Origin of the sequence: Pseudomonas sp. BR20 (assembly GCF_050780135.1) — a bacterium.
Lineage (GTDB): Bacteria > Pseudomonadota > Gammaproteobacteria > Pseudomonadales > Pseudomonadaceae > Aquipseudomonas.
In genome coordinates, this window is record NZ_CP172012.1 from 4,319,931 (window position 1) to 4,346,377 (window position 26,447).

Sequence of the window (26,447 nt, forward strand, 5' to 3'; positions counted from 1 at the left end):
ACCGTGAGGCCAACACCGTGATCCAGACCCTGACCCACCTCCCCCATCCCCATGAAGACGGGGCCACCCTCGCCAGCCATTTCACCGACCTGGCGCCGCCTCTCAACGCGCGCCAGGCCCAACTGGAAGCCTCGCGCTGCCTGTATTGCTACGACGCCCCGTGCGTTAACGCGTGCCCCAGCGAAATCGACATCCCGTCGTTCATCCGCAATATCCACACCGACAACGTCCAGGGCGCCGCGCACAAGATTCTCTCGGCCAACATCCTCGGCGGCAGCTGCGCCCGAGTCTGCCCGACAGAGATCCTCTGCCAGCAAGCCTGTGTCCGTAACAACGCCGAAGAATGCGCGCCGGTGCTGATCGGCCTGTTGCAGCGCTATGCGGTAGACAACGCTCACTTCAGCGAACACCCGTTCCAGCGTGCCGCACCGACCGGCAAACGCATCGCCGTGGTCGGCGCGGGTCCCGCAGGGCTGGCCTGCGCCCATCGCGCTGCCCTGCACGGGCATGACGTGGTGATCTTCGAAGCGCGGGAAAAAGCCGGCGGCCTGAATGAATACGGGATCGCCAAGTACAAGCTGGTGGACGACTTCGCCCAGAAGGAACTGGATTTTCTCCTGCAGATCGGCGGCATTGAAATCCGCCACGGCCAGCGCCTGGGCGACAACCTGACCTTGAGCGAACTGCACCAGCAATTCGACTCGGTGTTCCTCGGCCTGGGCCTGGCTGCGAGCAAGCAACTCGGTTTGCCCCATGAGAACGCGCCCGGCCTGCTCGCCGCCACCGACTATATCCGCGAATTGCGCCAGGCCGATGACCTGAGCCAACTGCCCCTGGCCGACCGCTGCATCGTGCTCGGCGCCGGCAATACCGCCATCGACATGGCCGTGCAAATGGCCCGGCTCGGCGCCCGTGATGTGAACCTCGTCTACCGCCGTGGCCTGGCCGACATGGGCGCCACCCACCATGAGCAGGACATCGCCAAGGCCAATCAGGTGCGCCTGTTGACCTGGGCCCAACCCGAAGAAGTCCTGCTCGACGACCAAGGCCACGTACGCGGCATGCGCTTCGCCCGCACCCGCCTGGAAAACGGCCGCCTGCACCCTACCGGAGAGACCTTCGAACTGGCCGCCGATGCCATCTTCAAGGCCATCGGGCAGGGTTTTGACGGCGAGGCCTTGCACGATCCCCTGGCGCAACAGCTGCACCGCGTCGGCGAGCGTATCTTCGTCGATGAACAGCTGCGCACCAGCATCCCTGGGGTCTATGCCGGCGGCGACTGCGTCAGCCTCGGCCAGGACCTCACCGTGCAGGCGGTGCAACACGGCAAGCTGGCCGCCGAAGCCATGCACGCCCAACTCATGCTGAATGTGGAGGCTGCGTAATGGCCGATCTCTCGATTGTGTTCGCCGGTATCAAGGCCCCCAACCCGTTCTGGCTGGCCTCCGCGCCACCCACCGACAAAGCCTACAACGTGGTGCGTGCGTTTGAAGCGGGCTGGGGCGGCGTGGTGTGGAAGACCCTGGGTGAAGACCCGGCGGCGGTCAATGTGTCATCGCGGTACTCGGCGCACTACGGCGCCAACCGTGAAGTGCTGGGCATCAATAATATCGAGCTGATCACCGACCGTTCCCTGGAGATCAACCTGCGGGAAATCACCCAGGTGAAAAAGGACTGGCCCGACCGCGCGCTGATCGTGTCGCTGATGGTGCCCTGCGTTGAGGAATCCTGGAAAAACATCCTGCCCCTGGTGGAAGCCACCGGCTGCGACGGCATTGAGCTGAACTTCGGCTGCCCCCACGGCATGCCCGAACGCGGCATGGGCGCGGCGGTGGGCCAGGTGCCGGAGTACGTGGAACAGGTGACGCGCTGGTGCAAGACCTATTGCTCGCTGCCGGTGATCGTCAAGCTCACGCCGAATATCACCGACATCCGTGTGGCGGCGCGGGCAGCGTATCGCGGCGGTGCGGACGCGGTGTCGCTGATCAACACCATCAACTCCATCACCAGCGTGGACCTGGAACGCATGGTCGCCCTGCCGATGGTCGGCACCCAGAGCACCCACGGCGGTTATTGCGGCTCGGCGGTCAAGCCGATTGCCCTGAACATGGTTGCCGAAATCGCCCGCGACCCGCAGACCCAGGGCCTGCCGATCTGCGGAATCGGCGGCATTGGCAACTGGCGCGACGCCGCTGAATTCGTCGCCCTCGGTTGCGGCGCGGTGCAGGTGTGCACGGCGGCGATGCTGCATGGTTTTCGCATCGTGGAGGAGATGAAGGATGGGCTGTCGCGGTGGATGGACAGCCAGGGCTACACCAGCCTGCAAGAATTTTCCGGGCGGGCGGTGGGCAACACCACGGATTGGAAGTACCTGGACATCAACTACCAGGTGATCGCCAAGATCGACCAAGAGGCGTGCATTGGCTGTGGGCGTTGCCATATTGCCTGTGAGGATACCTCGCACCAGGCCATCGCCAGCCTGAAACAGGCGGACGGCACGCATAAATACGAAGTGATCGATGATGAGTGCGTGGGCTGCAACCTGTGCCAGATCACCTGCCCGGTGGCGGATTGCATCGAGATGGTGCCCATCGACACGGGCAAGCCGTTTTTGAATTGGACGCAGGATCCGAGGAATCCTTACCGGGAGGCTGTGTAGTCCTTCAGGCCGCTATCGGGGGTAAGCCCCCTCCCACACCACACATCAAATGTGGGAGGGGGCTTGCCCCCGATGAGGCCCTAAGCCCCACCACAATACTCAAGGCTCCAACCCAATCCCACGCAAAATCACACTGGTCACCGTCTGGATCGCCTTCTCGAACTGCATATCCGACAACGGCTGGTGATCATTCAAAATCTTCACCTGATGATCAAAGTCGGCATAGTGCTGGGTCGACGCCCAGATCATGTACAGCAGGCTCGACGGCTCCACCGGCAGGATGCGTTTGTCTTCCACCCACTGGCGAATTTTCGCTTCCTTCATCTTGGCCCAGTCGTACAGGCTCTCATCCAGGGCCTCACCGAGTGTCGGCGCACCGTGGATGATCTCGTTGGCCCAGACCTTGGAGCCATAGGGCCGTGTACGCGAGCGTTGCATCTTGGCGCGGATATAGCTGCTGAGCACCACCCGGGGGTCATCGAAGGTCTCGAAGCTGAGGGCGTCCTGCTTCCACACTTCCAGCAGGTCGAACAGCACCGCGCTGTACAGCTCGCTCTTGGTGGTGAAGTAGTAATGCAGGTTGGAGCGCGGCAGTTGCACTTCTTCGGCAATATCGGCCATGGCGGTGCTGCCGTAGCCCTTTTCGGCGAAGATCTTCTCCGCCGCCAGCAGGATTCTTTCGACGTTGACCCGGCGAATTCCGCTCTTGTGATTGCCCATAAGGGCTCCCTGACAAAGACATGACCCAAAGACTACCACCGCTCTAGATCGGGGCGACAGGCGCAGTCGAAACTTCGTACACTGCCCGCTCCTAACCATTGATGGGTATTGCACAATGTTGATCAAGAAAACCCTGACCACTGTCGCCCTGCTCGCCTCCCTGCTGGGTGCCTCCACAGCATTTGCCCATGCTCATCTCAAAAGCGCCACGCCTGCGGCAGACAGCAGCGTCACTGCGCCCAAAGATCTGCGCCTGACCTTCAGCGAAGGCGTCGAAGCCACCTTCACCAAAGTGTCCTTGAGCAAGGACGGCACCGAAATCGCCATCAAAGGCCTGGAAACCCCGGACGCCGACAAGAAAACCCTGGTGGTGACGCCTGCCGCACCGCTCGCGGCCGGTAACTACAAAGTGGTGTGGAATGCCGTTTCGGTCGACACCCACAAAAGCAACGGCGAATACAGCTTCAAGGTCGGCCAATAACCCATGGCAACGCTGCTGGTGCTGTGCCGGTTCGTGCATTTCATCGTCGTGCTGTTGATGTTCGGGGCCTGTGTATTCAGGCCCTGGCTCCTGGGCGCTGAACCGCAGCCGGTGCTGGACCGGCAATTGTTGCGCATCACCCGTGGGCTGGCATGGACGGCCCTCGCGTCGGGGGTGATCTGGTTAGGGTTGATTACCGCCAGCATGGCCGGTTCATGGCCGGCGGCGCTGGAACTGTCGACCGTGCAGTTGGTGCTGGGCAAGACTTTTTTTGGCCAGGTGTGGACCTGGCACCTGCTGTTGAATGGCTTGCTGGTCATCGCCCTGACGACCGCGTGGAAGGCCCCGCGCCTGCCGTTGATCACGCTGTTGCTGATGACCCTGGCCCCGGTCGGCCATGGCGCCATGCTCGATGGGCTGAGCGGGCAGTTGTTGATCCTCAACCAGGTGGTGCACCTGATGTGCGTTGGCGCATGGTTGGGGGGGTTATTGCTGCTGGTATTGATCCTCAGGCCGCCACACGGTGTTGAGCTGGCGCCGGTCCTGCGTCGTTTCAGCGGCGTGGGTTATGGCCTGGTCACCGGCTTGCTGGTGACCGGCCTGATCAATGTGCGCGTACTCACCGGGCAGCTGTGGCCCACCCCCTTGTTCAGTGGTTTTGCCCTGATTCTGCTGATCAAGGTGATGCTGGTGCTGGGCATGTTGGCGCTTGCATTGTTGAACCGGTTGCGCCTTGACCACTGCGAACAGCGACTGGGCAGCTTGAAGGCCAGCGTAATGGTGGAATGGCTGCTCGGTGTTTGCGCAGTAGCTGCCGTTTCACTCCTTGGAACTTTGCCGCCGATGGTCCTGGCGGGCTGAATGTGGGAGGGGCGGTGCCCGTTCTAGATCAACCCACACCCAGTCATCGCATAACTTCTGCTTGACACTCCACGAAAACCCCGCAAATATCCGCGCAAATGTTGTACGACGACGTATAACAAATAATAAAAACAACAAATGAAAGGGAGCGTCACTGTGAGTCAATTCGCCCGTAATTTCTCGTCGTGTATCAGCCTTATCGGTCTCGGCAGCCTGGCCTTCGCCCTGCCCCTCGTCGCCCACGCCGACGGTTTCGTCGATGACGCCAAGGCCACGCTCAACCTGCGCAACGCCTACTTCAACCGCAACTTCACCAACCCGAACAACCCCCAGGGCAAGGCCGAAGAGTGGACGCAGAGTTTTATTCTCGACGCCAAGTCCGGCTTCACCCAGGGCACCGTGGGGTTCGGCATTGATGTGCTGGGGCTGTATTCGCAGAAGCTCGATGGCGGCAAAGGCACCGGCGGCACCCAGTTGCTGCCGATCCACGATGACGGCCGCCCCGCCGATAACTTCGGGCGCTTGGGCGTGGCGCTGAAAACCAGGCTGTCGAAGACCGAATTGAAGGTCGGCGAGTGGATGCCGGTGCTGCCGATCCTGCGCTCCGACGATGGCCGCTCGCTGCCCCAGACCTTTCGTGGCGGCCAGGTGACGTCCAACGAAATCGCCGGCCTGACTCTCTACGGCGGCCAGTTTCGCGGCAACAGCCCGCGCAACGACGCGAGCATGGAAGACATGTTCATGAACGGCAAAGCCGCGTTCACCTCTGACCGCTTCAACTTCGGCGGCGGCGAATACACCTTCAACGACAAGCGCACCCAGGTCGGCGTGTGGTACGCCGAACTCACCGATATCTACCAGCAGCAGTACGTCAACCTGACCCACAGCCAGCCCGTGGGCGACTGGACCCTGGGTGCCAACCTGGGTTTCTTCAACGGCAAGGAAGACGGCAGCGCCCTGGCTGGCGACCTCGACAACAAAACCGTGTTCGCCCTGCTCTCGGCCAAATACGGCGGCAACACCTTTTACGTTGGCTTGCAGAAACTCACCGGCGACAGCGTGTGGATGCGCGTCAACGGCACCAGCGGCGGCACCCTGGCCAACGACAGCTACAACTCCAGTTATGACAATGCCAAGGAAAAATCCTGGCAGGTACGGCATGACTTCAACTTCGTGGTGCTCGGTGTGCCAGGGCTGACCCTGATGAACCGCTATATCAGCGGCAGTAACGTGCACACCGGGGCGATCACCGATGGCAAGGAATGGGGACGCGAATCGGAGCTGGCCTACACCGTGCAAAGCGGTGCGTTGAAGAACCTCAACGTGAAATGGCGCAACGCAACCATGCGCCGGGATTTCAGCACCAACGAGTTCGACGAAAACCGGATTTTTATCAGCTATCCACTCTCCCTGCTGTAGAACCTAGTCTCCCAGCCCCAGAAAATCCCCTGTGGGAGGGGGCTTGCTCCCGATGGCGGTGGGTCAGTAACAGATGCATTCACTGGCACGCCCTCATCGAGGGCAAGCCCTCTCCCACATTTTGCTCCGCACTCTGTCCGCAAGAACGTTGACAACCTGGGGGATCCCTACCAATACTTCGGCATAGTCATACGACAACCTACAACAAAAATTTGGAATCCCCATGACCACGACCACCTCCACGCCCTTCAACCGCCTGCTGCTCACCGGTGCCGCCGGCGGCCTCGGCAAAGTCCTGCGCGAGCGCCTGCGTCCTTACGCCCAGGTGCTGCGCCTGTCGGACATCGCCACTATGGCCCCGGCAGCCGATGCTTCGGAAGAAGTCCAGCCCTGCGACCTCTCCGACAAACAAGCGGTGCACCACCTGGTGGAAGGCGTCGACGCCATCCTGCACTTCGGCGGTGTATCGGTGGAGCGTCCGTTTGAAGAGATCCTCGGCGCCAATATCAGCGGTACCTTCCATATCTACGAAGCCGCGCGCCGTCATGGGGTCAAGCGCGTGATCTTCGCCAGTTCCAACCATGTGATCGGTTTCTATAAGCAGACCGAAACCATCGACGCCCACTCTCCACGCCGCCCCGACAGCTACTACGGCCTGTCCAAGTCCTACGGCGAAGACATGGCGAGCTTCTACTTCGACCGCTACGGCATCGAGACCGTGAGCATCCGTATCGGCTCCTCGTTCCCGGAACCGCAGAACCGCCGGATGATGCACACCTGGCTGAGCTTCGACGACCTGACCCAACTGCTCGAACGCGCGCTGTATACGCCGAACGTCGGCCACACCGTGGTCTACGGCATGTCGGATAACCTCGATACCTGGTGGGACAACCGCTACGCCGCACACCTGGGCTACGCCCCGAAAGACAGCTCCGAAGTCTTCCGCGCCCAGGTCGAAGCCCAGCCACCGGTGGCCGCCGATGACCCGGCCAAGGTCTATCAGGGTGGCGCGTTCTGCGCCGCCGGGCCATTCGGTGACTGAGTTCACACCAACCCAAGGGAATGAGTTGCCATGACTGCTGAATTGATCGTCGACGCCCGCAATGCCGTGGGCGAATGCCCGGTGTGGGTGCCCGAGGAAAACGTCCTGTACTGGGTGGACATCCCCAACGGCGGCCTGCAACGCTGGAGCGCCGCCACCGGCCACGTTGCCGCTTGGAAAGCCCCGCAGATGCTCGCCTGCATCGCCCGCACCACCGCGGGCAACTGGGTCGCCGGGATGGAAACCGGTTTCTTCCAACTCACACCGCACAACGACGGCAGCCTCGACACCACGCCGTTGGCCAGCGTCGAGCACCCACGCCCGGACATGCGCCTGAACGACGGCCGCTGTGATCGCCAAGGACGTTTCTGGGCCGGCAGCATGGTGCTGAACATGGGCGCGAATGCGGCCGAAGGCATCCTATATCGCTATGCATCGGGTTCAGCACCCCATGCTCAACTGGACGGTTTTATCACCCTGAACGGCCTGGCCTTCAGCCCCGATGGCCGCACGATGTACGCCTCGGATTCGCACCCGCTGGTGCAGCAGATCTGGGCCTTCGACTACGACATCGACACCGGCACGCCGTCCAACCGTCGCGTGTTCGTCGACATGAACAACTTCCTCGGCCGCCCCGACGGCGCCGCCGTGGACGCCGATGGCTGCTACTGGATCTGCGCCAACGACGCCGGCCTGATCCACCGTTTTACCCCCGATGGTCGCCTGGACCGCTCCCTGAGCGTACCGGTGAAAAAACCCACCATGTGCGCCTTCGGCGGCAGCCGCCTGGACACCCTGTTTGTCACCTCGATCCGTGACGACCAGAGTGAACAGTCAGTGTCCGGCGGCGTGTTCGCCCTCAACCCCGGCGTCCAAGGACTGCCTGAACCGACGTTTACTCTCTAGCTGCATCGCTGTGCCTTGAATACAACAATAACAACACAGGAGTGACCTCCCATGGACTTCAAACGCACCTTGCTCGCCGTCGCAGTCTTTACCCTCAGCAGCGCCGCCCACGCGCTGGAAATCAAATTCGCCGACATCCACCCCGCCGGCTACCCCACCGTTGTTGCCGAAGAAAACATGGGCAAGGCCCTGACCAAGGAAAGCAACGGCGAACTGACCTTCAAATACTTCCCCGGTGGCGTGCTGGGCTCCGAGAAAGAAGTGGTCGAACAGGCCCAGGTCGGCGCCGTGCAGATGACCCGCGTCAGCCTCGGCATCGTCGGGCCGGTGGTGCCGGACGTGAACGTGTTCAACCTGCCGTTCGTGTTCCGCGACCAGGCGCATATGCGCAAGGTCATCGATGGCGAGATCGGCGATGAAATCCTCGCCAAGATCACCGACTCCGAGTTCGGCCTGGTGGCCCTGGCCTGGATGGACGGCGGCACGCGCAACCTCTACACCAAGAAGCCGGTGCGCAAGATCGAAGACCTCAAGGGCATGAAGATCCGCGTACAAGGCAACCCGCTGTTCATCGATGCCTTCAACGCGATGGGCGCCAACGGCATTGCCATGGACACCGGCGAGATCTTCAGCGCCCTGCAGACCGGAGTGATCGACGGCGCGGAGAACAACCCGCCGACCCTGCTCGAACACAACCACTTCCAGAACGCCAAGTACTACACCCTCACCGAGCACCTGATCCTGCCTGAGCCCATCGTGATGTCGAAAATCACCTGGAACAAGCTCACCCCGGCGCAACAGGTCATGGTCAAAAACGCCGCCAAGGCCGCCCAGGCCGATGAACGCGCGCTGTGGGATGCCAAGTCCGCCAGCAGTGAGGAAAAACTCAAAAAGGCCGGTGTCGAGTTCATCACCGTCGACAAAAAGCCCTTCTATGACGCCACCGCAGCGGTTCGCGCCAAGTACGGCGCGCCTTACGCCGACATCATCGCGCGCATCGACGCCGTTCAATAACCTCTCCTGCCTCTCGCAAAAGGCCCGGCGCGGTCTGCACCGACGCGCCCGGTTACGGTGAACGCCATGAAGAATCTACTGCTGCGCATCAACGACCGCATCTACATGACCTGCATCTGGGTCGCCGGCCTCTCGGTTCTCGGCGTCGCACTGATCATCCCCTGGGGCATCTTCGCCCGCTACATCCTCGGCACCGGCTCCAGCTGGCCGGAACCCACCGCCATCCTGCTGATGCTGGTGTTCACCTTTATCGGCGCCGCCGCCAGCTACCGCGCCGGTGCACATATGTCGGTGGCCATGGTCACGGACCGCCTGCCGCCCGCCCAGCGCCGCATCGTCGGCATCCTTTCGCAACTGCTGATGGGCACCATCTGCCTGTTCATGGCCATCTGGGGCACCAAGCTGTGCCTGTCGACCTGGAACCAGTTCATGAGCGCCATCCCGACCCTGCGCGTGGGCATCACCTATATGCCGATTCCTATTGGCGGGCTGCTGACCCTGATCTTCGTGGTGGAAAAACTCCTGCTCGGTGACCAGAGCAACCGGCGCGTGGTGCGCTTCGACCTGGTGGAAGAAAGCGAAGGGGCTGCCTGATATGGACGCATTGATTCTGCTGGGCAGCTTTATCGCCCTGATCCTGATCGGCATGCCGGTGGCCTACGCCCTGGGTTTGTCGGCGCTGATCGGCGCGTGGTGGATCGATATTCCGTTCCAGGCCCTGATGATTCAGGTCGCAGGCGGGGTGAACAAGTTTTCGCTGATGGCGATTCCGTTCTTCGTGCTGGCGGGGGCGATCATGGCCGAGGGCGGCATGTCGCGCCGGCTGGTGGCGTTTGCCGGGGTGCTGGTGGGCTTTGTGCGCGGCGGCCTGTCGCTGGTGAACATCATGGCCTCGACGTTTTTCGGCGCCATCTCCGGCTCGTCGGTGGCCGACACCGCCTCGGTCGGCTCGGTGCTGATCCCGGAAATGGAGCGCCGTGGCTACCCACGGGAATTTGCCACCGCAGTTACCGTCAGTGGTTCGGTGCAGGCGCTGTTGACCCCGCCCAGCCATAACTCGGTGCTCTACTCCCTGGCGGCGGGCGGCACGGTGTCCATCGCCTCGCTGTTCATGGCCGGCGTGGTGCCTGGGTTGTTGATGAGCGCGTGCCTGATGGTGCTGTGCCTGATCTTCGCGAAAAAACGCAACTACCCCAAGGGCGAAGTGATCCCGCTCAAGCAGGCGCTGAAAATCTGCGCCGACGCGCTGTGGGGCCTGATGGCCATGGTGATCATCCTCGGCGGCATCCTGTCGGGCATTTTCACCGCTACCGAGTCCGCTGCGATTGCGGTGCTGTGGGCGTTCTTCGTGACCATGTTCATCTACCGCGACTACAAATGGAGCGAGCTGCCCAAGCTGATGCACCGCACGGTACGCACCATTTCCATCGTGATGATCCTGATCGCCTTCGCCGCCAGCTTCGGCTACATCATGACCTTGATGCAGATCCCGGCGAAGATCACCACACTGTTCCTGACCCTGTCGGACAACCGCTACGTGATCCTGATGTGCATCAACGCCATGCTGCTGTTGCTCGGCACGGTGATGGACATGGCGCCGCTGATCCTGATCCTCACGCCGATCCTGCTGCCGGTGGTGCTGGGTATCGGCGTCGACCCGGTGCACTTCGGCATGATCATGCTGGTCAACCTCGGCATTGGCTTGATTACGCCGCCGGTGGGTGCGGTGCTGTTCGTGGGTGCGGCGGTGGGCAAGGTGAGTATCGAGAAGACCGTGAAGGCGCTGCTGCCGTTCTACGCGGTGCTGTTCCTGGTGCTGATGGCGGTGACGTACATTCCGGCGCTGTCGCTATGGCTGCCAAGCGTGGTGTTGTGATGATTGAACTTGAAGACAACCTGACCCACCTCACCTTGAATCCGGCCGTGGGCGGCAGCATCGTCAACTGGACCGTGCGCGCCACCGGCCAGCCGTTGCTGCGCCATAACGATGAGCAGGCGATCCATACCGGTTTGCCGGGCAAGCTGGGGTGCTATCCATTGGTGCCCTGGTCCAACCGCATTGCCCACGGCGGTTTCGACAACCCCGACGGCTGGCTCGCGCTCACGCCCAACAGCCTGACCGATCCTTTGCCGATTCACGGTTCGGCCTGGCAACAGGCGTGGCAGGTGGTCAGCCAGTCGGCGGATGAAGCAGTGCTGGAAGTACGCTGTGACACGCCGTTTGCCTATCGCGCCGAGCAGCGGATTCGCTTGATCGACGGGGCGTTGAGTATCGAGCTGCGGGTGACGCACCTGGCCGAAACAGCGGCGTGGCATGGCGTGGGCTTGCATCCGTACTTTCCGCGCCGGCCGGGTACCCGGTTGCAGGCCAAGGCCGCGCAGGTGTGGATGAGTGACGCGTCCAAGCTGCCGACCGGGTTGACGCCAGTGCCGGGCGAGTGGGATTTCCAGGTATTGAATACCCTGCCCGAAGGCCTGGTGGACAACGGGTTTTGCCAGTGGGACGGGCATTGTCGGATCGAACAGCCGGACCTGGGCTATGCGCTGGAATGCCAGGCCAGCGGGGCCGATTACTTCCTGCTGTACTGCCCGCCGGGGCTGGGGTTCTTTTGCATCGAGCCGGTGAGTCATCCGGTGAATGCTCATCACCTGGCGGGACGGCCGGGCCTGAAACTGCTGGAACACAATCAGTCGGTCCAACTCAATTTCAACCTGAAATACACCCCCCTGTAGGAGCGAGCTTGCTCAAGGTGGGGAGTTTTTCAGGCGCCCAGCCGTATCGATACTCACGACAACCGACAACCCCGGCCGCAACCGTTCACTCTCAGCCTGATCCGGGTCTACCGTAATCCTTACCGGCACGCGCTGGGCAATCTTCACAAAGTTGCCCGTCGCGTTGTCCGCCTGCAACAGGCTGAATTCCGACCCCGTGGCCGGGGAAATATGCTGCACCGTGCCGTGAAACCTGCGGTGGTTCAGCGCATCCACGGTGAAGGTCACCGGCTGGCCGACCTGCACATTGTCCATCTGGGTTTCCTTCATGTTGGCGATCACCCACAGCTGCTTCGGCACCAGCGCCATCAACTGCGCGCCGGAGTTGACGTAGGCTCCCAGACGCACGCCAATCTGCCCCAGCTGCCCGTCACGCGGCGCGGTGATGCGGGTGTTGGACAGGTCGATACGCGCCAACTCCACTGCCGCCTCGGCACTCGCGACCGCCGCTTCCAGGGAGCCACGATTGACGATCACCGTCTGCAAATCCTGCCGCGCAATTTCCAGGCTGGCCTGGGCCTGGGCCACCGCCGCGATGGTCTGCGCATTGGCGGCGCGGGTCACGTCCAGCTCGCGCTTGGACACCGAACCGTCGCTGATCAGCTCTTCATTGCGGCGCAGGTCGGCGGTGCTTTTGCGCGCCTGGGCCTGGCTGTCCACCAGTGCGGCCTGGCGCAGCTTGATGGTGGCTTCGGCACTGTTGCGTTGCTGCACCACATTGGCCAGCGAGGCCTTCTGCACCGCCAGTTGCGCCAGCGCCTGGTCGAGGCGCTGCTTGTAGATGCGGTCATCCAGGCGCACCAGCAGTTCGCCGGCCTTGACGTACTGGAAGTCCTGCACCGGCACCTCGAACACATAGCCGCTGAGCTGCGGGCCGATGATGGTTACCTGGCCACGCACCAGGGCGTTCTCGGTGGTTTCCACCGCGCTGCTGAACGGCGGCAGTTGCCAGGCATACAGCACGATCAGCACCCCGACGAGGGCAATCGCGGCGAAGCCCAGTGACGAGAGGATGCGCACGCGCAATGAGCGCGGTTCGGTGACCGTGGCGCCGGGCGGCGTGGTGCCTTCCGGGGTGGCGGCGATGGCGTTGGTGGTCGTGGTGGTCGGTTCGGTCATGAAGTAGCGCCGCTGGGTTGAACGGGAGTGGCTGCTTTAGTGGTGCTCATCAGCCACAGACTGCGGATAAAGATCCAGATCATGGTCAGGATCGCGATAATCGCGATCAGCATGAACACATCGTTGTAGGCCATGACATTGGCCTCACGGGTCGCCGCCGTGGCCAGGCTGCGGATGCCCATGAGGTTGCGCAGTTCCGGGTCGGCGACGATGCCGCCATAGGCCGACCCGCCGCTCTGCACCCGCGCGGCCACACGCGGGTCGAGCAGGGTCAGGTGCTCGACGATCATGCTGGAGTGATACTTCTCGCGCACGATCTGGAAGGTGCCGAGCAAGGCCGCGCCGATCAGGCCGCCGAGGTTCTGGCAAATCCCGAACATTACCGAAAAGCTCACCAGGTTACGCGGGTTGGCCAGCACGTTTTTGGTCCCCAGCACCATGGTCGGCCCCAGAAAGAACGTACCGCCGAAGCCTAGCAGGAACTGGCTGATGTACAGGTTCTGCGGACGCGTGAGGTTGCTGGAGAAACTGTCCATCACCGAGCCGGTGGCCATCAGCGCCAGGGAAATCACCAGCGGCATCAGCAGGTGCGCCGGGTTGATCGTCAGCGCACTGACCACCAACCCGGCAATCGCCCCCGCCAGCATCACCACGTACAGCGTGTGCATCTGCTGGTAGCTCATGTTCAACATCTGCATGAACCCGACAGCGCCGGTGGACTGCTCCGACAGCACCATGCGAATCAGGATCACCGCCAGCGCCAGGCGAATCATGGTGCCGCTGCCCAGCCAGCGCGTCATCAGCAGCGGGTTGGCGCGGTTATGTTCGATGGCCAGGCCGGCCATGATCAGCACCAGGGAACAGGCCGAGGCCACGCCGATCCAAGGGGCCTCCAGCCACCAGTCGATACGCCCCAGGGACAGCACCGCGCACAGCAGGGCCACGCCGCTGGCGAGGATGGCGAAGGTGAGGAAATCAAGTTTTTCAAAGGTCTTGAAGCGGTCGCCGGGGGGCAGCTTGAGCAGGAACACACAGCCCAGGCAGATCAGCGCCATGCCCAGTTCGAACAGGTACAAACCACGCCACTCGGCAATTTGCAGCAGGTCTTCGGAGAACAGTCGCGCCAGCGGCAAGGCCAATTGCGCCGTGCCCAACCCCAGCACCAGGGATTTCAACCGCCACTTCGCCGGGAATGCCTGGATCATGTAGTACAAGCCCAACGAACTCAGCGCCGCGCCGACCATGCCATGGGCCGCCCGCACCGCGATGGCCGAGTTGAGGTCGTTGACGAACAAGTGGCCGAAGGTCACCAGCGCATACAGCACCAGAAACACCTCGGTAAACGCCCGCAGGCCGAATTGCTGGCGAAACTTCACCAGCAGCAGGTTCATGCACACGTTGGTCATCACATAGGCGGCGGGCAGCCAGGCCATTTCCGCGGTGGTCGCCCCGAGCGCGCCTTGCAGGTATTGCAGGTTGGCGATGACCAGCGCGTTGCCCAGGCCACCGGTGATTGCCACCAGCACGCCCACCAGCGCATACAGCCAGCGCTTGTGGGTGGGGTGCCACGGCGTCGACGGAGAGCCCGGCAGGCTCGGGCGCTCGTGGGGTTCCCAGGTGTGGGGGGTGTATTTATCCATTCGATGACCTAGATGACCCGACGGGTGACGTCGGTAAAACCACTACTCAGAGACAGTAAACCTGAGCAGAGTTCATCTTGCCATCTTGGGCGCATCGGTTAGCGCCCATCTTGCCACTCATGCGCTGCTTTCTTTACTCGATGGCAGGGATGCCATTATCTCAGCGCGGCACGTTTCCAATATTTCATCCGCCAGGGCCGAGTCATCCGGACACGCCCGTGACAGCATGACCGCACCGATTGCATGGGCCAGCAGGTCGATCATTTTCGCGCGGACCTCTTGCCTGGTGACATCCACACCCGCCGTGTACTTGTCCTCGAGTGCTGCAAGCGTGTTTTCAACGCCACTGGCAAAGGTCGCCTTCAGATCATCGGACTGACGGGCGGCGTCACCACACAGGGCTGCCAGGGTGCACCCCGCTCCCCTGCCGTCTCGGTGGTCCCTGGACACGTACAGGTTTACAAATTCCGGCACGTCGAGATCGCAGGTACTCGACAGGGATTTGGCCAGGCTGTTTTCGGCCGCTTCGGCCATCAGATCGGCCTTGGAGCCAAAGTGTTTGTAGAAGCCTCCCTGGGTAAAACCCGCGGTAGCCATAAGCTCTGCCACACCCACACCGTCATAGCCACGTTCACGAAACAGCTCTGACGCCGTCTCCACAATATGAGCTCGGTTGGCGAGTGATTGCGTCTTGGTGATCTTCATTTCGCGCCCCTGCGACTCCTGAACAATGGCCTGATCATACTCTGATGTCGTTCATAATCAAAACTATTGACACCTTTGATTATGATCGACATCATAAAACCACCCGCACATGTCTCTGCGGCGTGCGGCGCAGATTGCCGTCTCTGATCATCCTGAACAATCAAGAGCATCTACTTATGAGCACCCCAGAAACCGTACTGATTACCGGCGCCTCAACGGGCATTGGCGCGACCTACGCCGAGCGTTTTGCCCAACGTGGGCACAACCTGGTGCTGGTTGCCCGCGACAAAGGTCGGCTGGACGCACTGGCCTCGCGGCTGCGTGAGAAACACGCGGTTTCCATTGACGTGATCCAGGCCGACCTGACTCAAACCCGTGACCTGGCCACCGTCGAAGCACGCCTGCGTGATGACGCCAGTATCGGCATCCTGGTGAACAATGCGGGCGCCGCCCTGTCCGGCAGCTTCATCGAGCAATCCATCGACAGCGTTACCAACCTGGTCGCGCTCAACACCACCGCCCTGGTGCGACTCGCCAGCGCCATCGCTCCACGCCTGGTACACGCCGGTAATGGCGCGATTATCAACATTGGCTCGGTGGTGGGGCTGGCACCGGAATTCGGGATGAGCGTCTACGGTGCAACCAAGGCGTTCGTGCTGTTTCTATCCCAAGGGCTGAGCCTCGAGCTCTCGCCCAAAGGCGTCTACGTGCAAGCCGTTCTTCCAGCGGCCACCCGCACGGAAATCTGGGATCGCGCGGGCATCGACATCAATACCCTGAGCGAAATCATGAGCGTGGACGAGCTGGTGGATGCTGCGCTGGTCGGTTTTGATCGCCGCGAGCCGGTGACCATTCCGCCATTGCAAGACGCCGCCCGCTGGGATGCCCTGCAGGCCGCCCGCCAAGGTTTGCTCTCAGAGATTCGCCAATCGGTCGTCGCCGAGCGCTATCAAGCCAAGGCGTGATAGTCACGCGAACCATGGGAACTGAACGATGAAAGCCTTCCTGATCGACCGTTACGGCAAGAATCAAGGACGCCTTGCCGAAGTACCGGACCCGGAACCAGGCATCCACGACGTGCTGGTCAAGGTGCATGCCAGCAGCGTCAACCTGCTGGATTCGAAGATCAGCAAGGGTGAATTCAAACTGATCCTGCCGTACACATTCCCGCTGATCATGGGCAACGACGTGGCCGGCGTCGTCGTTCGCGTAGGGTCAGGCGTGCGCAGCTTCAAGCCCGGTGACGAGGTCTACGCGCGCCCGCCCGACGCGCGCATCGGTGGCTTTGCCGAGCTGATCGCGATTGAGGAAAGTGCCCTCGCACTGAAACCCAAAAACACCAGCATGGAACAAGCCGCCGCCCTGCCCCTGGTTGCACTGACCGCCTGGCAGGTGCTGGTTGAAACAGCCCGCTTGAAGAAGGGACAAAAAGTCTTTATCCAGGCGGGCTCCGGTGGTGTCGGCAGCATTGCCATCCAGCTTGCAAAACACCTGGGGGCTTTCGTTGCCACCACGACCAGCACCCCCAACGTGGAGTGGGTCAAGGCGCTGGGAGCAGACGTCGTCATCGACTACACGCAGCAAAACTTCGAAACCGTGTTGCGTGACTACGACGTCGTATTGAACAGCCTGGGCCCCGCCGAACTGGAAACATCCCTGCGCATTCTCAAGCCGGGTGGGCAGCTCATCTCCATCTCAGGGCCACCAACCGCCGAGTTCGCACGCGAGCAAAAGCTGTCCTGGGGACTCGGTTGGATCATGCGCCTGTTAAGCAGCGGCATACGCAGAAAAGCCCGCAGGCAGGGCGTCGACTATGGGTTCGTGTTCATGCGCGCGAGCGGTGCGCAATTGCAGAAAATCACCGTGCTCGTCGAGTCCGGCGCTATCACACCCGTGATCGACCGAACCTTCCCTTTCGAGGCAACGGCTGAGGCATTGAGCTACGTCGAACGGGGCAGAGCCAAGGGGAAGGTGGTCATCAAGATCATATGACCCAGCACACACTCAACAACCGGCGGAGCCTCAAATGAAAACACCTTCCGAAAGAACTGCGATAGTCACCGGTGCGTCGTCCGGTATTGGTCAAGCGACTGCTGAAGCACTGGTGCGTGCAGGGTATAGGGTATTTGGCACAAGTCGGAAAGCGGGGGCCAGCTCAACGCCGGTGTCCATGCTCACCTGCGACGTGACAGACGACGCCTCTGTCAGTGCGCTCGTCTCCACCGTGCTCGCACAGACCGGGCGGATCGATCTGCTGGTCAATAATGCCGGCATCGGCCTGCTGGGCGGCGCTGAAGAATTCTCGCTCCCACAGGTACAGGCACTGTTCGACGTCAATCTGTTCGGCGTCATCCGCATGACCAATGCGGTACTCCCGGCAATGCGAGAGCGTGGCCAGGGGCGCATCATCAATATCGGATCAATTCTAGGGGTAATCCCCGCGCCCTACTCCGCTCATTATTCGGCGGTCAAGCACGCGCTGGAAGGCTATTCCGAATCCCTTGACCACGAGGTGCGTGCCTTCAATATTCGCGTCTCGGTCATCGAGCCCGCATTCGTGCGTACCGTCTTCGATCAAAACGGTATTGAGCCAGACTCGCTGCTGAAGACCTACGATCAGCCCCGAGCCGGGTTCAAGGCACTGCTGGCCGAGGTGATGCCAAAAGCCGACCGGCCAGACGTCGTCGCGGCAGTCGTGGTCAAAGCCGCGACCGACATCCACCCTCAGCCTCGCTACACGGCTGGCAAGGCCGCACGACAAATCAGCCTGCTGCGCCGCTTCGCCCCTGCTGGGTTCTTCGATAAGGCCTTGCGTAAGCAATTTCGCCTGCCGGTTTGAATCACAAGATGTGCAGACTTGTGGCGAGCGGGCTTGTCCCGCGTTGGGCTGCGCAGCAGCCCCAAAACCAGCCACTGCGCAATATCGGGTACACCGCATTCGTCCTTCATTGGGGGCGCTTCGCCCCCCAACGCGGGACAAGCCCGCTCGCCACAGGGGTTCCAGTTTGCTGTGCGACCAGAAGCGCATTTCAAATCAGATCCAACCGAGCCAGCTCCAGTAAGTCGCCGCAAACACCAACATCAACCCATACCCGATCAACGTCACCAGAATCCCCACCTTGGCAAACTGCCGCGCCGTAAACGTCCCGGTCCCCAGGCACACCATGTTCTGCGGGGCATTGATCGGCAGGATAAACCCGTAGCTCATCACAAACCCCAGCAGCATGGTCATGCCCAAGCGGTTGAACTCCCCCGGCAAGGTCTGCAACACCGCAATCAATATCGGCAACAGCGCCGAGGTCAGCGCCGTGGCGCTGGCAAAGCCCAGGTGGATCACGATCAAAAACGCCCCCAGGATCGCAAACACCCCCAGCGGCCCGACCTGATCCAGGCCGGTGTGCGCCACCACCTGGGAGCCCAGCCATTGCCCCGCCTGGGTGGTCAGCAGCGCGGTACCGAGGCTGATGCCCACGCCAAACACAATCACCGTGCCCCATGGAATCCGCGACTGCACGTCCTTCCAGGTCATCACCCCAATCCCCGGCAGCAGCAGGAACACCAGCCCGGCGTAGGTGGTCGAGGTCGTGTCGAAAGGGTGCAGGCGCCCTTCCGTCGCCCATGCCAACAGCAACAACACCGACACCGTCAGCAAGCGTTTCTGCGGGCCGGTCATCGGGCCGATGTCCACCAGGGACTGGGCCACGGCTTCCTTGCCACCGGGGATGCTGTCGGTTTCCGGCGGCAGCAGCTTGATCACCAGGAACAGCAGCACCGCCGACATGATCACCGCCCACGGCGCGCCGGCGATCAGCCAGTCGATCCACGACACGCGCTGGCCGAGCATCTTGTCCATAAAGCCCACGGTCAGCAGGTTTTGCGCGGCGGCGGTCTGGATGCCGACGTTCCAGATGCTGGTACCCTGGGCCACCACGATCATCAGGCCGGCGGCGATGTTGGAGCGCTTGTCCACGCCAAACGCGGCGACCACGCCCATCATGATCGGCACCACACAGGCGCTGCGCGCTGTGGCGCTGGGGACAACCAGACTGAGCAGGATCGTCACCGCAATCGCCCCAAGCAGAATGCCGCGGGTGCTGGTGCCGACGCGGGTCAGGGTCACCAGGGCGATGCGCCGGTCCAGGCCGGTATGGGTCATGGCCGCTGCAATGAACAACGCGCCCGCCACCAGGGCCAGTGCCGGGTTGGAAAAGCCGGTGAGCGCCATGCTGATGGCCGGGCTGGAGCCGATCAGGTGCGTGGGGTCTTGCAACGACGGTGCCGTGCCAAGCAAAAACGCCATGAGCGAGGTGATCATGATCGCGCTGGCTTCATAAGACACCGCCTCGGTGATCCACACCACCACGGCAAACGCGAGGATCGCCAGCATGCGCTGCCCAGCCACCGGTAAGTCGGCGGGCATCGGCAACAGCAGCACGCCGACCATCACCAATACACCGATCACCAGGCCCAGGGGCAACTTGAAGGATGCTGCGGTTGTTGCGGGGGCGTTCATGGCGGGCTCCGTCGGGCTCTGAATCAGAGCCCGCAGCATGGGGCAAAGCGCCGCAACGGGTGTTGACGGGTATCAAGACCCTAGGTCAATAACTGGCTCAATACCGCCCGCAACTTGCCGGGCTTGAGCGGTTTGTTCAACAACGGCGCGTCCAGGCGACGCAGCACGCGGCGGCACTGGTCGGTGCGGTCGGCGGTGATGATCACGGCGGGAATGTTTTGCGCGAAATGCTCGCGCAGGTGCTTGACCACCGCACAGCCCACCACGCCGTGGTCAAGGTGGTAGTCGGCGAGGATCAACTCCGGCGCCCTGCCCTGCAGCGCCAGCAACGCCCCGACCTGGTCGGTGGCGGTGATCACCTCACAGCCCCACTGCCCCAGCAGCGCGCGCATGCTGTCGAGGATGCTCACCTCGTTATCGATTACCAGCAAACGCCGCCCCGGCAGCGGGTTGCCCGTGGTCGGCAGCACCGGCAGTTGGCTGATCGCCAGGGGCATCTCTTCGCTGATGGGCACCTCGATACTGAACATCGAGCCACGCCCCGGCCACGAACGGACCGCCACCGGGTAGCCGAGGATCTCGGCGATGCGCTCGACAATCGCCAGGCCCAGCCCTACGCCTTTGCGGTCCGAGGCGCGGCCGACGTCGAGCTGGTTGAACTCGAGGAAGATCGCGTCGAGCCGGTCGGCCGCGATGCCACGACCGGTGTCCCACACCTCCAGGCGCAGGTGATCGCCACGGCGGCGCGCGCCGAGCAGGATGCAGCCCTCGTCGGTGTAGCGGCAGGCGTTGCTGAGGAAGTTACGCAAGATCCGCGTCACCAGGCGCAGGTCGGTGCGAATCGCATAATGACCGGTACGCGCGCGCAGGTTCAGCCCGGCCGCCAGCGCCACCGACTGGAACTCCGAGACCAGCGGCGCAAACAGCTCATCCAGGCGATACAGCGCCACGTCCGGCTTGACCGCCGCCTGGTCGAGCCGCGAAATATCCAGCAGGTCGGTGAGCAAATCCTCGGCGCCTTCCAGGGCCTGGTGCGTACGTTCCACCAGCACCTGCTCGACGCTGGGCAAGTTGCGTTCGCGCAGGGTCGAGATCAGCAGCCGCGCCGCGTTAAGCGGTTGCAGCAGGTCATGGCTGGCGGCGGCGAGGTATTTGTCCTTGCTGCGGTTGGCAGCTTCGGCGGCGTCGCGCGCATCGCGCAGTTCCTGCTCGACCTGCTCGCGCTGGGCGATCTGTTGTTGCAGGTTGCGGTTGGCTTCCAGCAGCTCATCGGTGCGCGCCGCCACGCGCTGCTCCAGCTCATCGTTGAGACGGATATAGCGGTTGCGCTCGGCCTCCAGCTCGTCGAGGCGCGCGGTGAGTTCCGGGTAGTGGCTCTTGCGCGCCGAGTGATTGCCCAGGCCCAGCAACCCGGCCAGGGCCTGTTGCTGGTCGTCAGAGCGCTTCGCCATATACGACCTCGACATCACGCTGGCTGGACTCGCGCGGGTTGGTGAGGATGCACGGGTCGTGCATCGCATGTTGGGACAGGAACGGAATATCCGCCACGCGCACCCCATGCAAACCGAGGGTTTCGTGAAAGCCGATGGCGTGCTTCAGGGCAATCAGATGCTCCACCAGCCGCCCGCGAATCTGCCGATGGCTGAGGCCCCGGCAATCGATGCCAAAGGTCTCGGCAATCACCTTGAAGCGCTCCGGCGCCGAGTTGTAGTTGAACGCCACCACGTGCTCCACCAGCACCGCGTTGCACAAACCATGGGGCAGGTCGAGAAACCCGCCGAGGCTGTGGGACATGGCATGCACCGCGCCGAGGATCGCATTGGAGAACGCCAATCCCGCCTGCATGCTGCCGAGCATGATCTTCTCGCGCAGGGCAATGTCACCGGGGTTGGCGATCATCTGCACCAGGTTGCCGTTGATCAGGCGCATGGCTTCCAGCGCATGGGGGTCGGTGAGCGGGCCGTGGCCGGTGGACACGAACGCCTCGATGGCATGCACCAGCGCGTCGATGCCGGTACAGGCGGACAGGAACGGGTCCATGCTCGCCGTGGTTTCCGGGTCGATCAGCGACACATCCGGCACCACCGCCTTGCTGACGATGGAGAACTTCATGCGTTCCTGCTGGTTGGAAATGATCACGAACTGCGAGACATCCGCCGACGTGCCGGCGGTGGTGGGGATCAGGATCAACGGCGGGCTCGGCACACGGATGGTGTCCACGCCTTCGAACTCGAGGATACAGCGCCCATGGGCGACCACAATGCCGATGGCCTTGCCGCAGTCCATGGGGCTGCCGCCGCCGATGGCCACGATCACATCGCAATGGTTTTCCCGATACACCTCGGCACCGAGCATCACTTCTTCCACGCGCGGGTTGGGCGACACGGCGCTGTACAGGCAGTAGTCGATACCGATGGCCTGCAGGCTGGCTTCCACATCGGCGACCCAACCGGCGGCGATCACCCCGGGGTCGCTGACCACCAGCACCTTGCGCGCACCAAAGGTCTTGGCGTAGTTACCGACGTTGTGCCGGCAGCCGGCACCGAAGATGATTTCAGGCGAGACGAATTTACGCAGGAGGCTCAGATTGGGGCTCATTGGAAAGCCTGTTCTTATTATTTTTGGGAGATGCGCTTCACACTAACCCATTCACAGGCGAATGCAATCAGACCAAAGGGTCATTCCCAATACGGCACCGGCCAGCGCGAGGCTGGCCGGAGATGGATCAGCGGCTGGCGAAGTACATGGTCACTTCGAAGCCGATACGCAGGTCGGTGAAGGCGGGTTTGGTCCACATAGGGAGAGTCCTCTTGTTGTGCCGGAAGATTCCGGTAAAGGCATTAATGCATGGGGGGATGGGGGTGCGAATGCTACTTTCGAAGGAGTGAGTGCACTGCATTAGTCGCGAATGTACAGGGAGCAAAATGTGGGAGGGGGCTTGCTCCCGATGGCAATGTGTCAGCCACATCACTGTTGACTGACCCACCGCCATCGGGAGCAAGTCGAATCGTCGCACCGCCCCTCCCACACTTGATTGCATTTCAAGTTGGAATCAGAAGAAACCCAACGGATTGATGTCGTAGCTCACCAGCAAATTCTTGGTCTGCTGGTAGTGATCGAGCATCATCTTGTGGTTCTCACGCCCCACGCCCGACTTCTTGTAGCCGCCAAACGCCGCATGCGCCGGGTACAGGTGATAACAGTTGGTCCACACGCGACCGGCCTTGATCGCCCGGCCCATGCGGTAGGCGCGGTTGATGTCGCGGGTCCACAGCCCGGCGCCGAGGCCGAATTCGCTGTCGTTGGCAATCGCCAGGGCTTCGGCTTCGTCCTTGAAGGTGGTGATACCCACCACCGGGCCGAAGATTTCTTCCTGGAACACGCGCATCTTGTTGTGGCCCTTGAGCAGGGTCGGCTGGATGTAGTAACCGCTGGACAGGTCGCCCTCCAGGCGCTCGGCCGCGCCGCCGGTGAGCAGCTCGGCGCCCTCTTCCTGGGCGATCTTGAGGTAGGAGAGGATCTTGTCGTATTGCTGTTCGGACGCCTGGGCGCCGACCATGGTCTCGGTGTCCAACGGGTTGCCGCGCTTGATCTTGACGATCTTCTTCATCACCACTTTCATGAAGTCGTCGTAGATCGACTCCTGCACCAGCGCCCGCGACGGGCAGGTGCACACTTCGCCTTGGTTGAAGAACGCCAGCACCAGGCCTTCGGCGGCTTTTTCGATGAACTGCGGCTCGGCCTGCATGATGTCTTCGAAGAAGATGTTCGGCGACTTGCCGCCCAGTTCCACGGTAGAGGGAATGAGGTTCTCGGCGGCCGCATGCATGATGTGCGCGCCGATGGGGGTCGAGCCGGTAAAGGCGATCTTGGCGATGCGCTTGCTGGTGGCCAGTGCCTCCCCGGCTTCGCGGCCAAAGCCCTGGACGATATTCAGCACGCCCGGTGGCAGCAGGTCATTGATCAACTCGGCAAACACCATGATCGACAACGGCGTCTGCTCGGCCGGCTTGAGCACGATGCAGTTACCGGCGGCCAGGGCCGGGGCGAGTTTCCAGGCGGCCATCAGCAGCGGGAAGTTCCACGGAATGATCTGCCCGACCACGCCCAATGGCTCATGGAAGTGATAGGCCGCGGTGTGTTCGTTGATCTCGGCGGCGCCGCCTTCCTGAGCGCGGATGCAGCCGGCGAAGTAGCGGAAGTGGTCAGCGGCCAGGGGCACGTCGGCGTTGAGGGTTTCGCGCACGGCCTTGCCGTTGTCCCAGCTTTCGGTCACGGCCAGCACTTCGAGGTGCTGCTCGATACGGTCGGCGATTTTCAGCAGCACCAGGGAGCGATCCTGAGGCGACGTCTTGCCCCAGGCGTCAGCGGCAGCATGGGCAGCGTCGAGGGCCTTGTCGATATCGGCGGCGTTGGAGCGCGGGAATTCGGCGATCACTTCACCGGTCACCGGTGAAGTGTTGGTGAAGTACTCACCGCTGAGCGGGGCGACGAATTCACCGCCGATGTAATTACCGTAGCGCTGCTTGAAGCTGACGATGGCGCCAGGGGTGCCAGGTTGTGCGTAGATCATGTTAAAGCCTCTGTCTGGGTCCGGGCCTGTCGGTCAACAGGCGATGACCCGATAGTAAAGAGCCCCCGTTGCCGGGCGAATGCGCCGTTGGCAGGGGGGCACTTGTCATTTGGTCGTAGATTCAGTGTTTGGCGACCAGCTCTTTGGGCAGCTTGAAGGTCCAGAGCATCCCGCCCTGGTTGAAGTCCTTGATGCGCTTGGCCACTTCACCGCCCCACAACGGCACGGCGCCGCCCCAGCCGGAGAGCACCGAGACGTACTGTTCGCCGTCCATTTCCCAGGTCACAGGCGAGCCGAGCACGCCGGAGCCGGTCTGGAATTCCCAGACCTTCTCGCCGGTCTTGGCGTTGAACGCCTGCAGGAAGCCTTCCGGCGTGCCGGTGAACACCAGGTTGCCCTTGGTGGTCAGCACCCCGCCCCACAGCGGCGCGAAGTTCTTGTGGCGCCAGACTTCCTTGCCGGTCTTCGGATCGATGGCGCGCAGCACGCCTATGTAGTCTTCGTTCAATGGCTTGATAGTGAAGCCCGCACCGAGGAACGCCGCGCCTTTTTTGTAGGCGATGCCTTCGTTCCACATGTCCATGCCCCACTCGTTGGACGGCACGTAGAACAACCCGGTGTCGCGGTTATAGGCCATCGGCATCCAGTTTTTCGCGCCCAGGAACGCCGGTGCGACGAACACCGAGGTGCCCTTGGCTTCGCTGCCCGGGGCGCCAGGGCGGCTGGCGTCGTTGTAGATCGGCCGACCGTCCTTGTCCAGGCCGGTGGCCCAGGTGATCTTGTCGACAAACGGGAAACCACGGATGAACTTGCCGTTGGTGCGATCAAGCACGTAGAAGAAGCCGTTACGGTCGGCTGTGGCGGCGGCCTTGATCTCTTTGCCACCTTCCGTGTAGTTGAAGGAGACCAGCTCGTTCACGCCGTCATAGTCCCAGCCGTCATGGGGCGTGGTCTGGAAGTGCCACTTGATGGTGCCGTCGTCCGGGTTCAGCGCCAGGCGCGAGGACGAGTAGAGGTTGTCGCCAGGGCGCAGGTGCGAGTTCCACGGCGCCGGGTTGCCGGTGCCGAACAGCAGCAGGTTGGTTTCCGGGTCGTAGTAGCCGCCCAGCCACGGTGCGGCGCCGCCGGTTTTCCACAAGTCCCCGGGCCAGGTCTTGCCCGCCTCGCCACCGGAGATGCCGTTCTCCACCGCCTTGCCGTCCTTGTAGACGTAGCCCATATGGCCTTCGACCGTCGGGCGACTCCATAGCAGTTCACCGTTTTTCGGGTCATAGGCTTCGATCTTGCCCACCACGCCGAACTCGCCACCGGCCACACCGGTAATCAGCTTGCCGTTGATCACCAGGGGCGCGGCGCTGATGGAGTAGCCTTCTTTGTGGTCGGCGACTTTCTTGCTCCACACCACTTTGCCGGTGTCTTTGTTCAGCGCCACCAGCTTGGCGTCGAGGGTGCCGAAGAACACCAGGTCGCCGTACAGCGCCACGCCACGGTTGATCACGTCACAGCACGGGCGGATGTCATCGGGCAGACGCGCATCGTACTGCCAGAGCTTCTTGCCGGTGCGTGCATCCACCGCGAACACCCGCGAGTAGGAACCGGTGAGGTACATCACCCCGTCCTTGATCATCGGCTGCGCCTGTTGCCCACGCTGCTTCTCGCCACCAAAGGAAAACGCCCAGACCGGGCGTAGTTCCTTGACGTTGTCGACGTTCAGGGTGTCGAGGGGGCTGTAGCGCTGGCCCTGCACGCCCAGGCCGTTGGTGACGATCTGCCCGGGGGTTTTCGGGTCCTGGAGGATGTCCTCATCGGTGACCGAGGCCATGGCCTGGCCAGACAACAGGATGGCACCGAGCAACACACTCAAGGCGAAGGGTTGGCGGCGTGCGGGTTGGGTCATGACGGCTACCTCTGCGGTTTTTTGTTATACCCGGGAAATTTTCCCGGTCTGGTGCAGATTCTTGGGCGCAGGGGCAGTTGTCACAATTGACCGCAGTATCGAGTTTGCTAGTTCCTTAGTAGCGGG

24 protein-coding genes are annotated in these 26,447 nt (G+C 62.3%); 14 read left to right on the forward strand and 10 right to left on the reverse strand.

Features of this window, described 5'->3' with window-relative positions; all coding sequences use genetic code 11:
* Positions 1-17 precede the first annotated feature (17 nt).
* Positions 18-1,385 carry an NAD(P)-dependent oxidoreductase gene (locus ACHPFG_RS19660; RefSeq protein ID WP_431700211.1) on the forward strand — a complete coding sequence of 456 codons (1,368 nt, stop codon included), beginning with the start codon at positions 18-20 and terminating at the stop codon, positions 1,383-1,385.
* On the forward strand, positions 1,385-2,659 hold the full coding sequence (gene preA / locus ACHPFG_RS19665) for an NAD-dependent dihydropyrimidine dehydrogenase subunit PreA (RefSeq protein WP_115488543.1): 1,275 nt from the start codon (positions 1,385-1,387) through the stop codon (positions 2,657-2,659). The genes ACHPFG_RS19660 and preA overlap by 1 nt, the downstream gene beginning before the upstream one ends.
* A 99-nt stretch (positions 2,660-2,758) precedes the next feature.
* On the opposite strand, the gene ACHPFG_RS19670 is transcribed toward preA, so the two are convergent.
* On the reverse strand, positions 2,759-3,379 hold the full coding sequence (locus ACHPFG_RS19670; protein WP_431700212.1) for a TetR/AcrR family transcriptional regulator: 621 nt from the start codon (positions 3,377-3,379) through the stop codon (positions 2,759-2,761).
* Between the two features lie 115 nt (positions 3,380-3,494).
* Here ACHPFG_RS19670 and copC point away from each other — a divergent pair, with 115 nt between their 5' ends.
* From copC to ACHPFG_RS19715, 9 genes are all read left to right on the forward strand, one after another.
* On the forward strand, positions 3,495-3,860 hold the full coding sequence (gene copC, locus ACHPFG_RS19675) for a copper homeostasis periplasmic binding protein CopC (RefSeq protein WP_167655713.1): 366 nt from the start codon (positions 3,495-3,497) through the stop codon (positions 3,858-3,860).
* A gap of 3 nt (positions 3,861-3,863) precedes the next feature.
* Complete coding sequence (gene copD / locus ACHPFG_RS19680; protein ID WP_431700213.1) at positions 3,864-4,721, forward strand: copper homeostasis membrane protein CopD; 858 nt, start codon at positions 3,864-3,866, stop codon at positions 4,719-4,721.
* Positions 4,722-4,877: 156 nt separating this feature from the next.
* Entirely contained in the window at positions 4,878-6,140 is a 1,263-nt protein-coding gene (locus ACHPFG_RS19685; protein WP_431700214.1) for an OprD family porin, read from the forward strand.
* 223 nt (positions 6,141-6,363) lie between these two features.
* Complete coding sequence (locus tag ACHPFG_RS19690) at positions 6,364-7,182, forward strand: NAD-dependent epimerase/dehydratase family protein (RefSeq protein WP_431700215.1); 819 nt, start codon at positions 6,364-6,366, stop codon at positions 7,180-7,182.
* Between the two features lie 30 nt (positions 7,183-7,212).
* Positions 7,213-8,088 (forward strand): SMP-30/gluconolactonase/LRE family protein, encoded by an 876-nt coding sequence (locus ACHPFG_RS19695; protein ID WP_431700216.1) that lies wholly within the window; start codon positions 7,213-7,215, stop codon positions 8,086-8,088.
* 51 nt (positions 8,089-8,139) lie between these two features.
* Positions 8,140-9,102: a TRAP transporter substrate-binding protein gene (locus ACHPFG_RS19700; RefSeq protein ID WP_167655717.1), complete on the forward strand. Its 963-nt coding sequence runs from the start codon at positions 8,140-8,142 to the stop codon at positions 9,100-9,102.
* A gap of 66 nt (positions 9,103-9,168) precedes the next feature.
* Positions 9,169-9,696, forward strand: coding sequence for a TRAP transporter small permease (locus tag ACHPFG_RS19705; RefSeq protein ID WP_090402566.1), 528 nt, complete (start codon positions 9,169-9,171; stop codon positions 9,694-9,696).
* Between the two features lies 1 nt (position 9,697).
* Complete coding sequence (locus tag ACHPFG_RS19710) at positions 9,698-10,978, forward strand: TRAP transporter large permease (protein WP_027606219.1); 1,281 nt, start codon at positions 9,698-9,700, stop codon at positions 10,976-10,978.
* Positions 10,978-11,835, forward strand: a complete 858-nt coding sequence (locus ACHPFG_RS19715) for an aldose 1-epimerase (protein WP_431700217.1) — start codon at positions 10,978-10,980, stop codon at positions 11,833-11,835. The genes ACHPFG_RS19710 and ACHPFG_RS19715 overlap by 1 nt, the downstream gene beginning before the upstream one ends.
* Before the next feature lie 12 nt (positions 11,836-11,847).
* Here ACHPFG_RS19715 and ACHPFG_RS19720 read toward each other — a convergent pair whose 3' ends face one another.
* The 3 genes from ACHPFG_RS19720 to ACHPFG_RS19730 form a co-directional block, all read right to left on the reverse strand.
* Complete coding sequence (locus tag ACHPFG_RS19720) at positions 11,848-12,993, reverse strand: HlyD family secretion protein (RefSeq protein ID WP_431700218.1); 1,146 nt, start codon at positions 12,991-12,993, stop codon at positions 11,848-11,850.
* Entirely contained in the window at positions 12,990-14,633 is a 1,644-nt protein-coding gene (locus ACHPFG_RS19725) for an MFS transporter (protein WP_131698156.1), read from the reverse strand. The genes ACHPFG_RS19720 and ACHPFG_RS19725 overlap by 4 nt, the downstream gene beginning before the upstream one ends.
* 117 nt (positions 14,634-14,750) lie before the next feature.
* Positions 14,751-15,338, reverse strand: a complete 588-nt coding sequence (locus tag ACHPFG_RS19730; RefSeq protein WP_431700219.1) for a TetR/AcrR family transcriptional regulator — start codon at positions 15,336-15,338, stop codon at positions 14,751-14,753.
* 176 nt (positions 15,339-15,514) lie between these two features.
* On the opposite strand from ACHPFG_RS19730, the gene ACHPFG_RS19735 reads away from it, so the two are divergent.
* The 3 genes from ACHPFG_RS19735 to ACHPFG_RS19745 are packed head-to-tail and all read left to right on the forward strand — an operon-like array spanning position 15,515 to position 18,177.
* On the forward strand, positions 15,515-16,303 hold the full coding sequence (locus tag ACHPFG_RS19735) for an SDR family NAD(P)-dependent oxidoreductase (RefSeq protein WP_431700220.1): 789 nt from the start codon (positions 15,515-15,517) through the stop codon (positions 16,301-16,303).
* A gap of 28 nt (positions 16,304-16,331) precedes the next feature.
* Positions 16,332-17,330: an NADP-dependent oxidoreductase gene (locus ACHPFG_RS19740; protein WP_431700221.1), complete on the forward strand. Its 999-nt coding sequence runs from the start codon at positions 16,332-16,334 to the stop codon at positions 17,328-17,330.
* A gap of 34 nt (positions 17,331-17,364) precedes the next feature.
* Positions 17,365-18,177: an oxidoreductase gene (locus ACHPFG_RS19745; protein ID WP_131698160.1), complete on the forward strand. Its 813-nt coding sequence runs from the start codon at positions 17,365-17,367 to the stop codon at positions 18,175-18,177.
* A 195-nt stretch (positions 18,178-18,372) separates the two neighbouring features.
* Here ACHPFG_RS19745 and ACHPFG_RS19750 read toward each other — a convergent pair whose 3' ends face one another.
* The 6 genes from ACHPFG_RS19750 to ACHPFG_RS19775 form a co-directional block, all read right to left on the reverse strand.
* The gene (locus ACHPFG_RS19750) at positions 18,373-19,851 is read right to left on the reverse strand and encodes a DASS family sodium-coupled anion symporter (protein WP_339451716.1); all 1,479 of its coding nucleotides are present in this window, start codon (positions 19,849-19,851) and stop codon (positions 18,373-18,375) included.
* Between the two features lie 80 nt (positions 19,852-19,931).
* The gene (locus ACHPFG_RS19755) at positions 19,932-21,302 is read right to left on the reverse strand and encodes an ATP-binding response regulator (protein ID WP_431700222.1); all 1,371 of its coding nucleotides are present in this window, start codon (positions 21,300-21,302) and stop codon (positions 19,932-19,934) included.
* On the reverse strand, positions 21,286-22,449 hold the full coding sequence (gene ercA / locus ACHPFG_RS19760) for an alcohol dehydrogenase-like regulatory protein ErcA (RefSeq protein ID WP_090405974.1): 1,164 nt from the start codon (positions 22,447-22,449) through the stop codon (positions 21,286-21,288). The genes ACHPFG_RS19755 and ercA overlap by 17 nt, the downstream gene beginning before the upstream one ends.
* A 127-nt stretch (positions 22,450-22,576) precedes the next feature.
* Positions 22,577-22,648, reverse strand: a complete 72-nt coding sequence (gene pqqA / locus ACHPFG_RS19765) for a pyrroloquinoline quinone precursor peptide PqqA (RefSeq protein ID WP_010209364.1) — start codon at positions 22,646-22,648, stop codon at positions 22,577-22,579.
* A 255-nt stretch (positions 22,649-22,903) separates the two neighbouring features.
* On the reverse strand, positions 22,904-24,424 hold the full coding sequence (gene exaC / locus ACHPFG_RS19770) for an acetaldehyde dehydrogenase ExaC (RefSeq protein ID WP_010209363.1): 1,521 nt from the start codon (positions 24,422-24,424) through the stop codon (positions 22,904-22,906).
* Positions 24,425-24,545: 121 nt separating this feature from the next.
* The gene (locus ACHPFG_RS19775) at positions 24,546-26,321 is read right to left on the reverse strand and encodes a PQQ-dependent methanol/ethanol family dehydrogenase (RefSeq protein WP_431700223.1); all 1,776 of its coding nucleotides are present in this window, start codon (positions 26,319-26,321) and stop codon (positions 24,546-24,548) included.
* Positions 26,322-26,447: the final 126 nt, after the last annotated feature.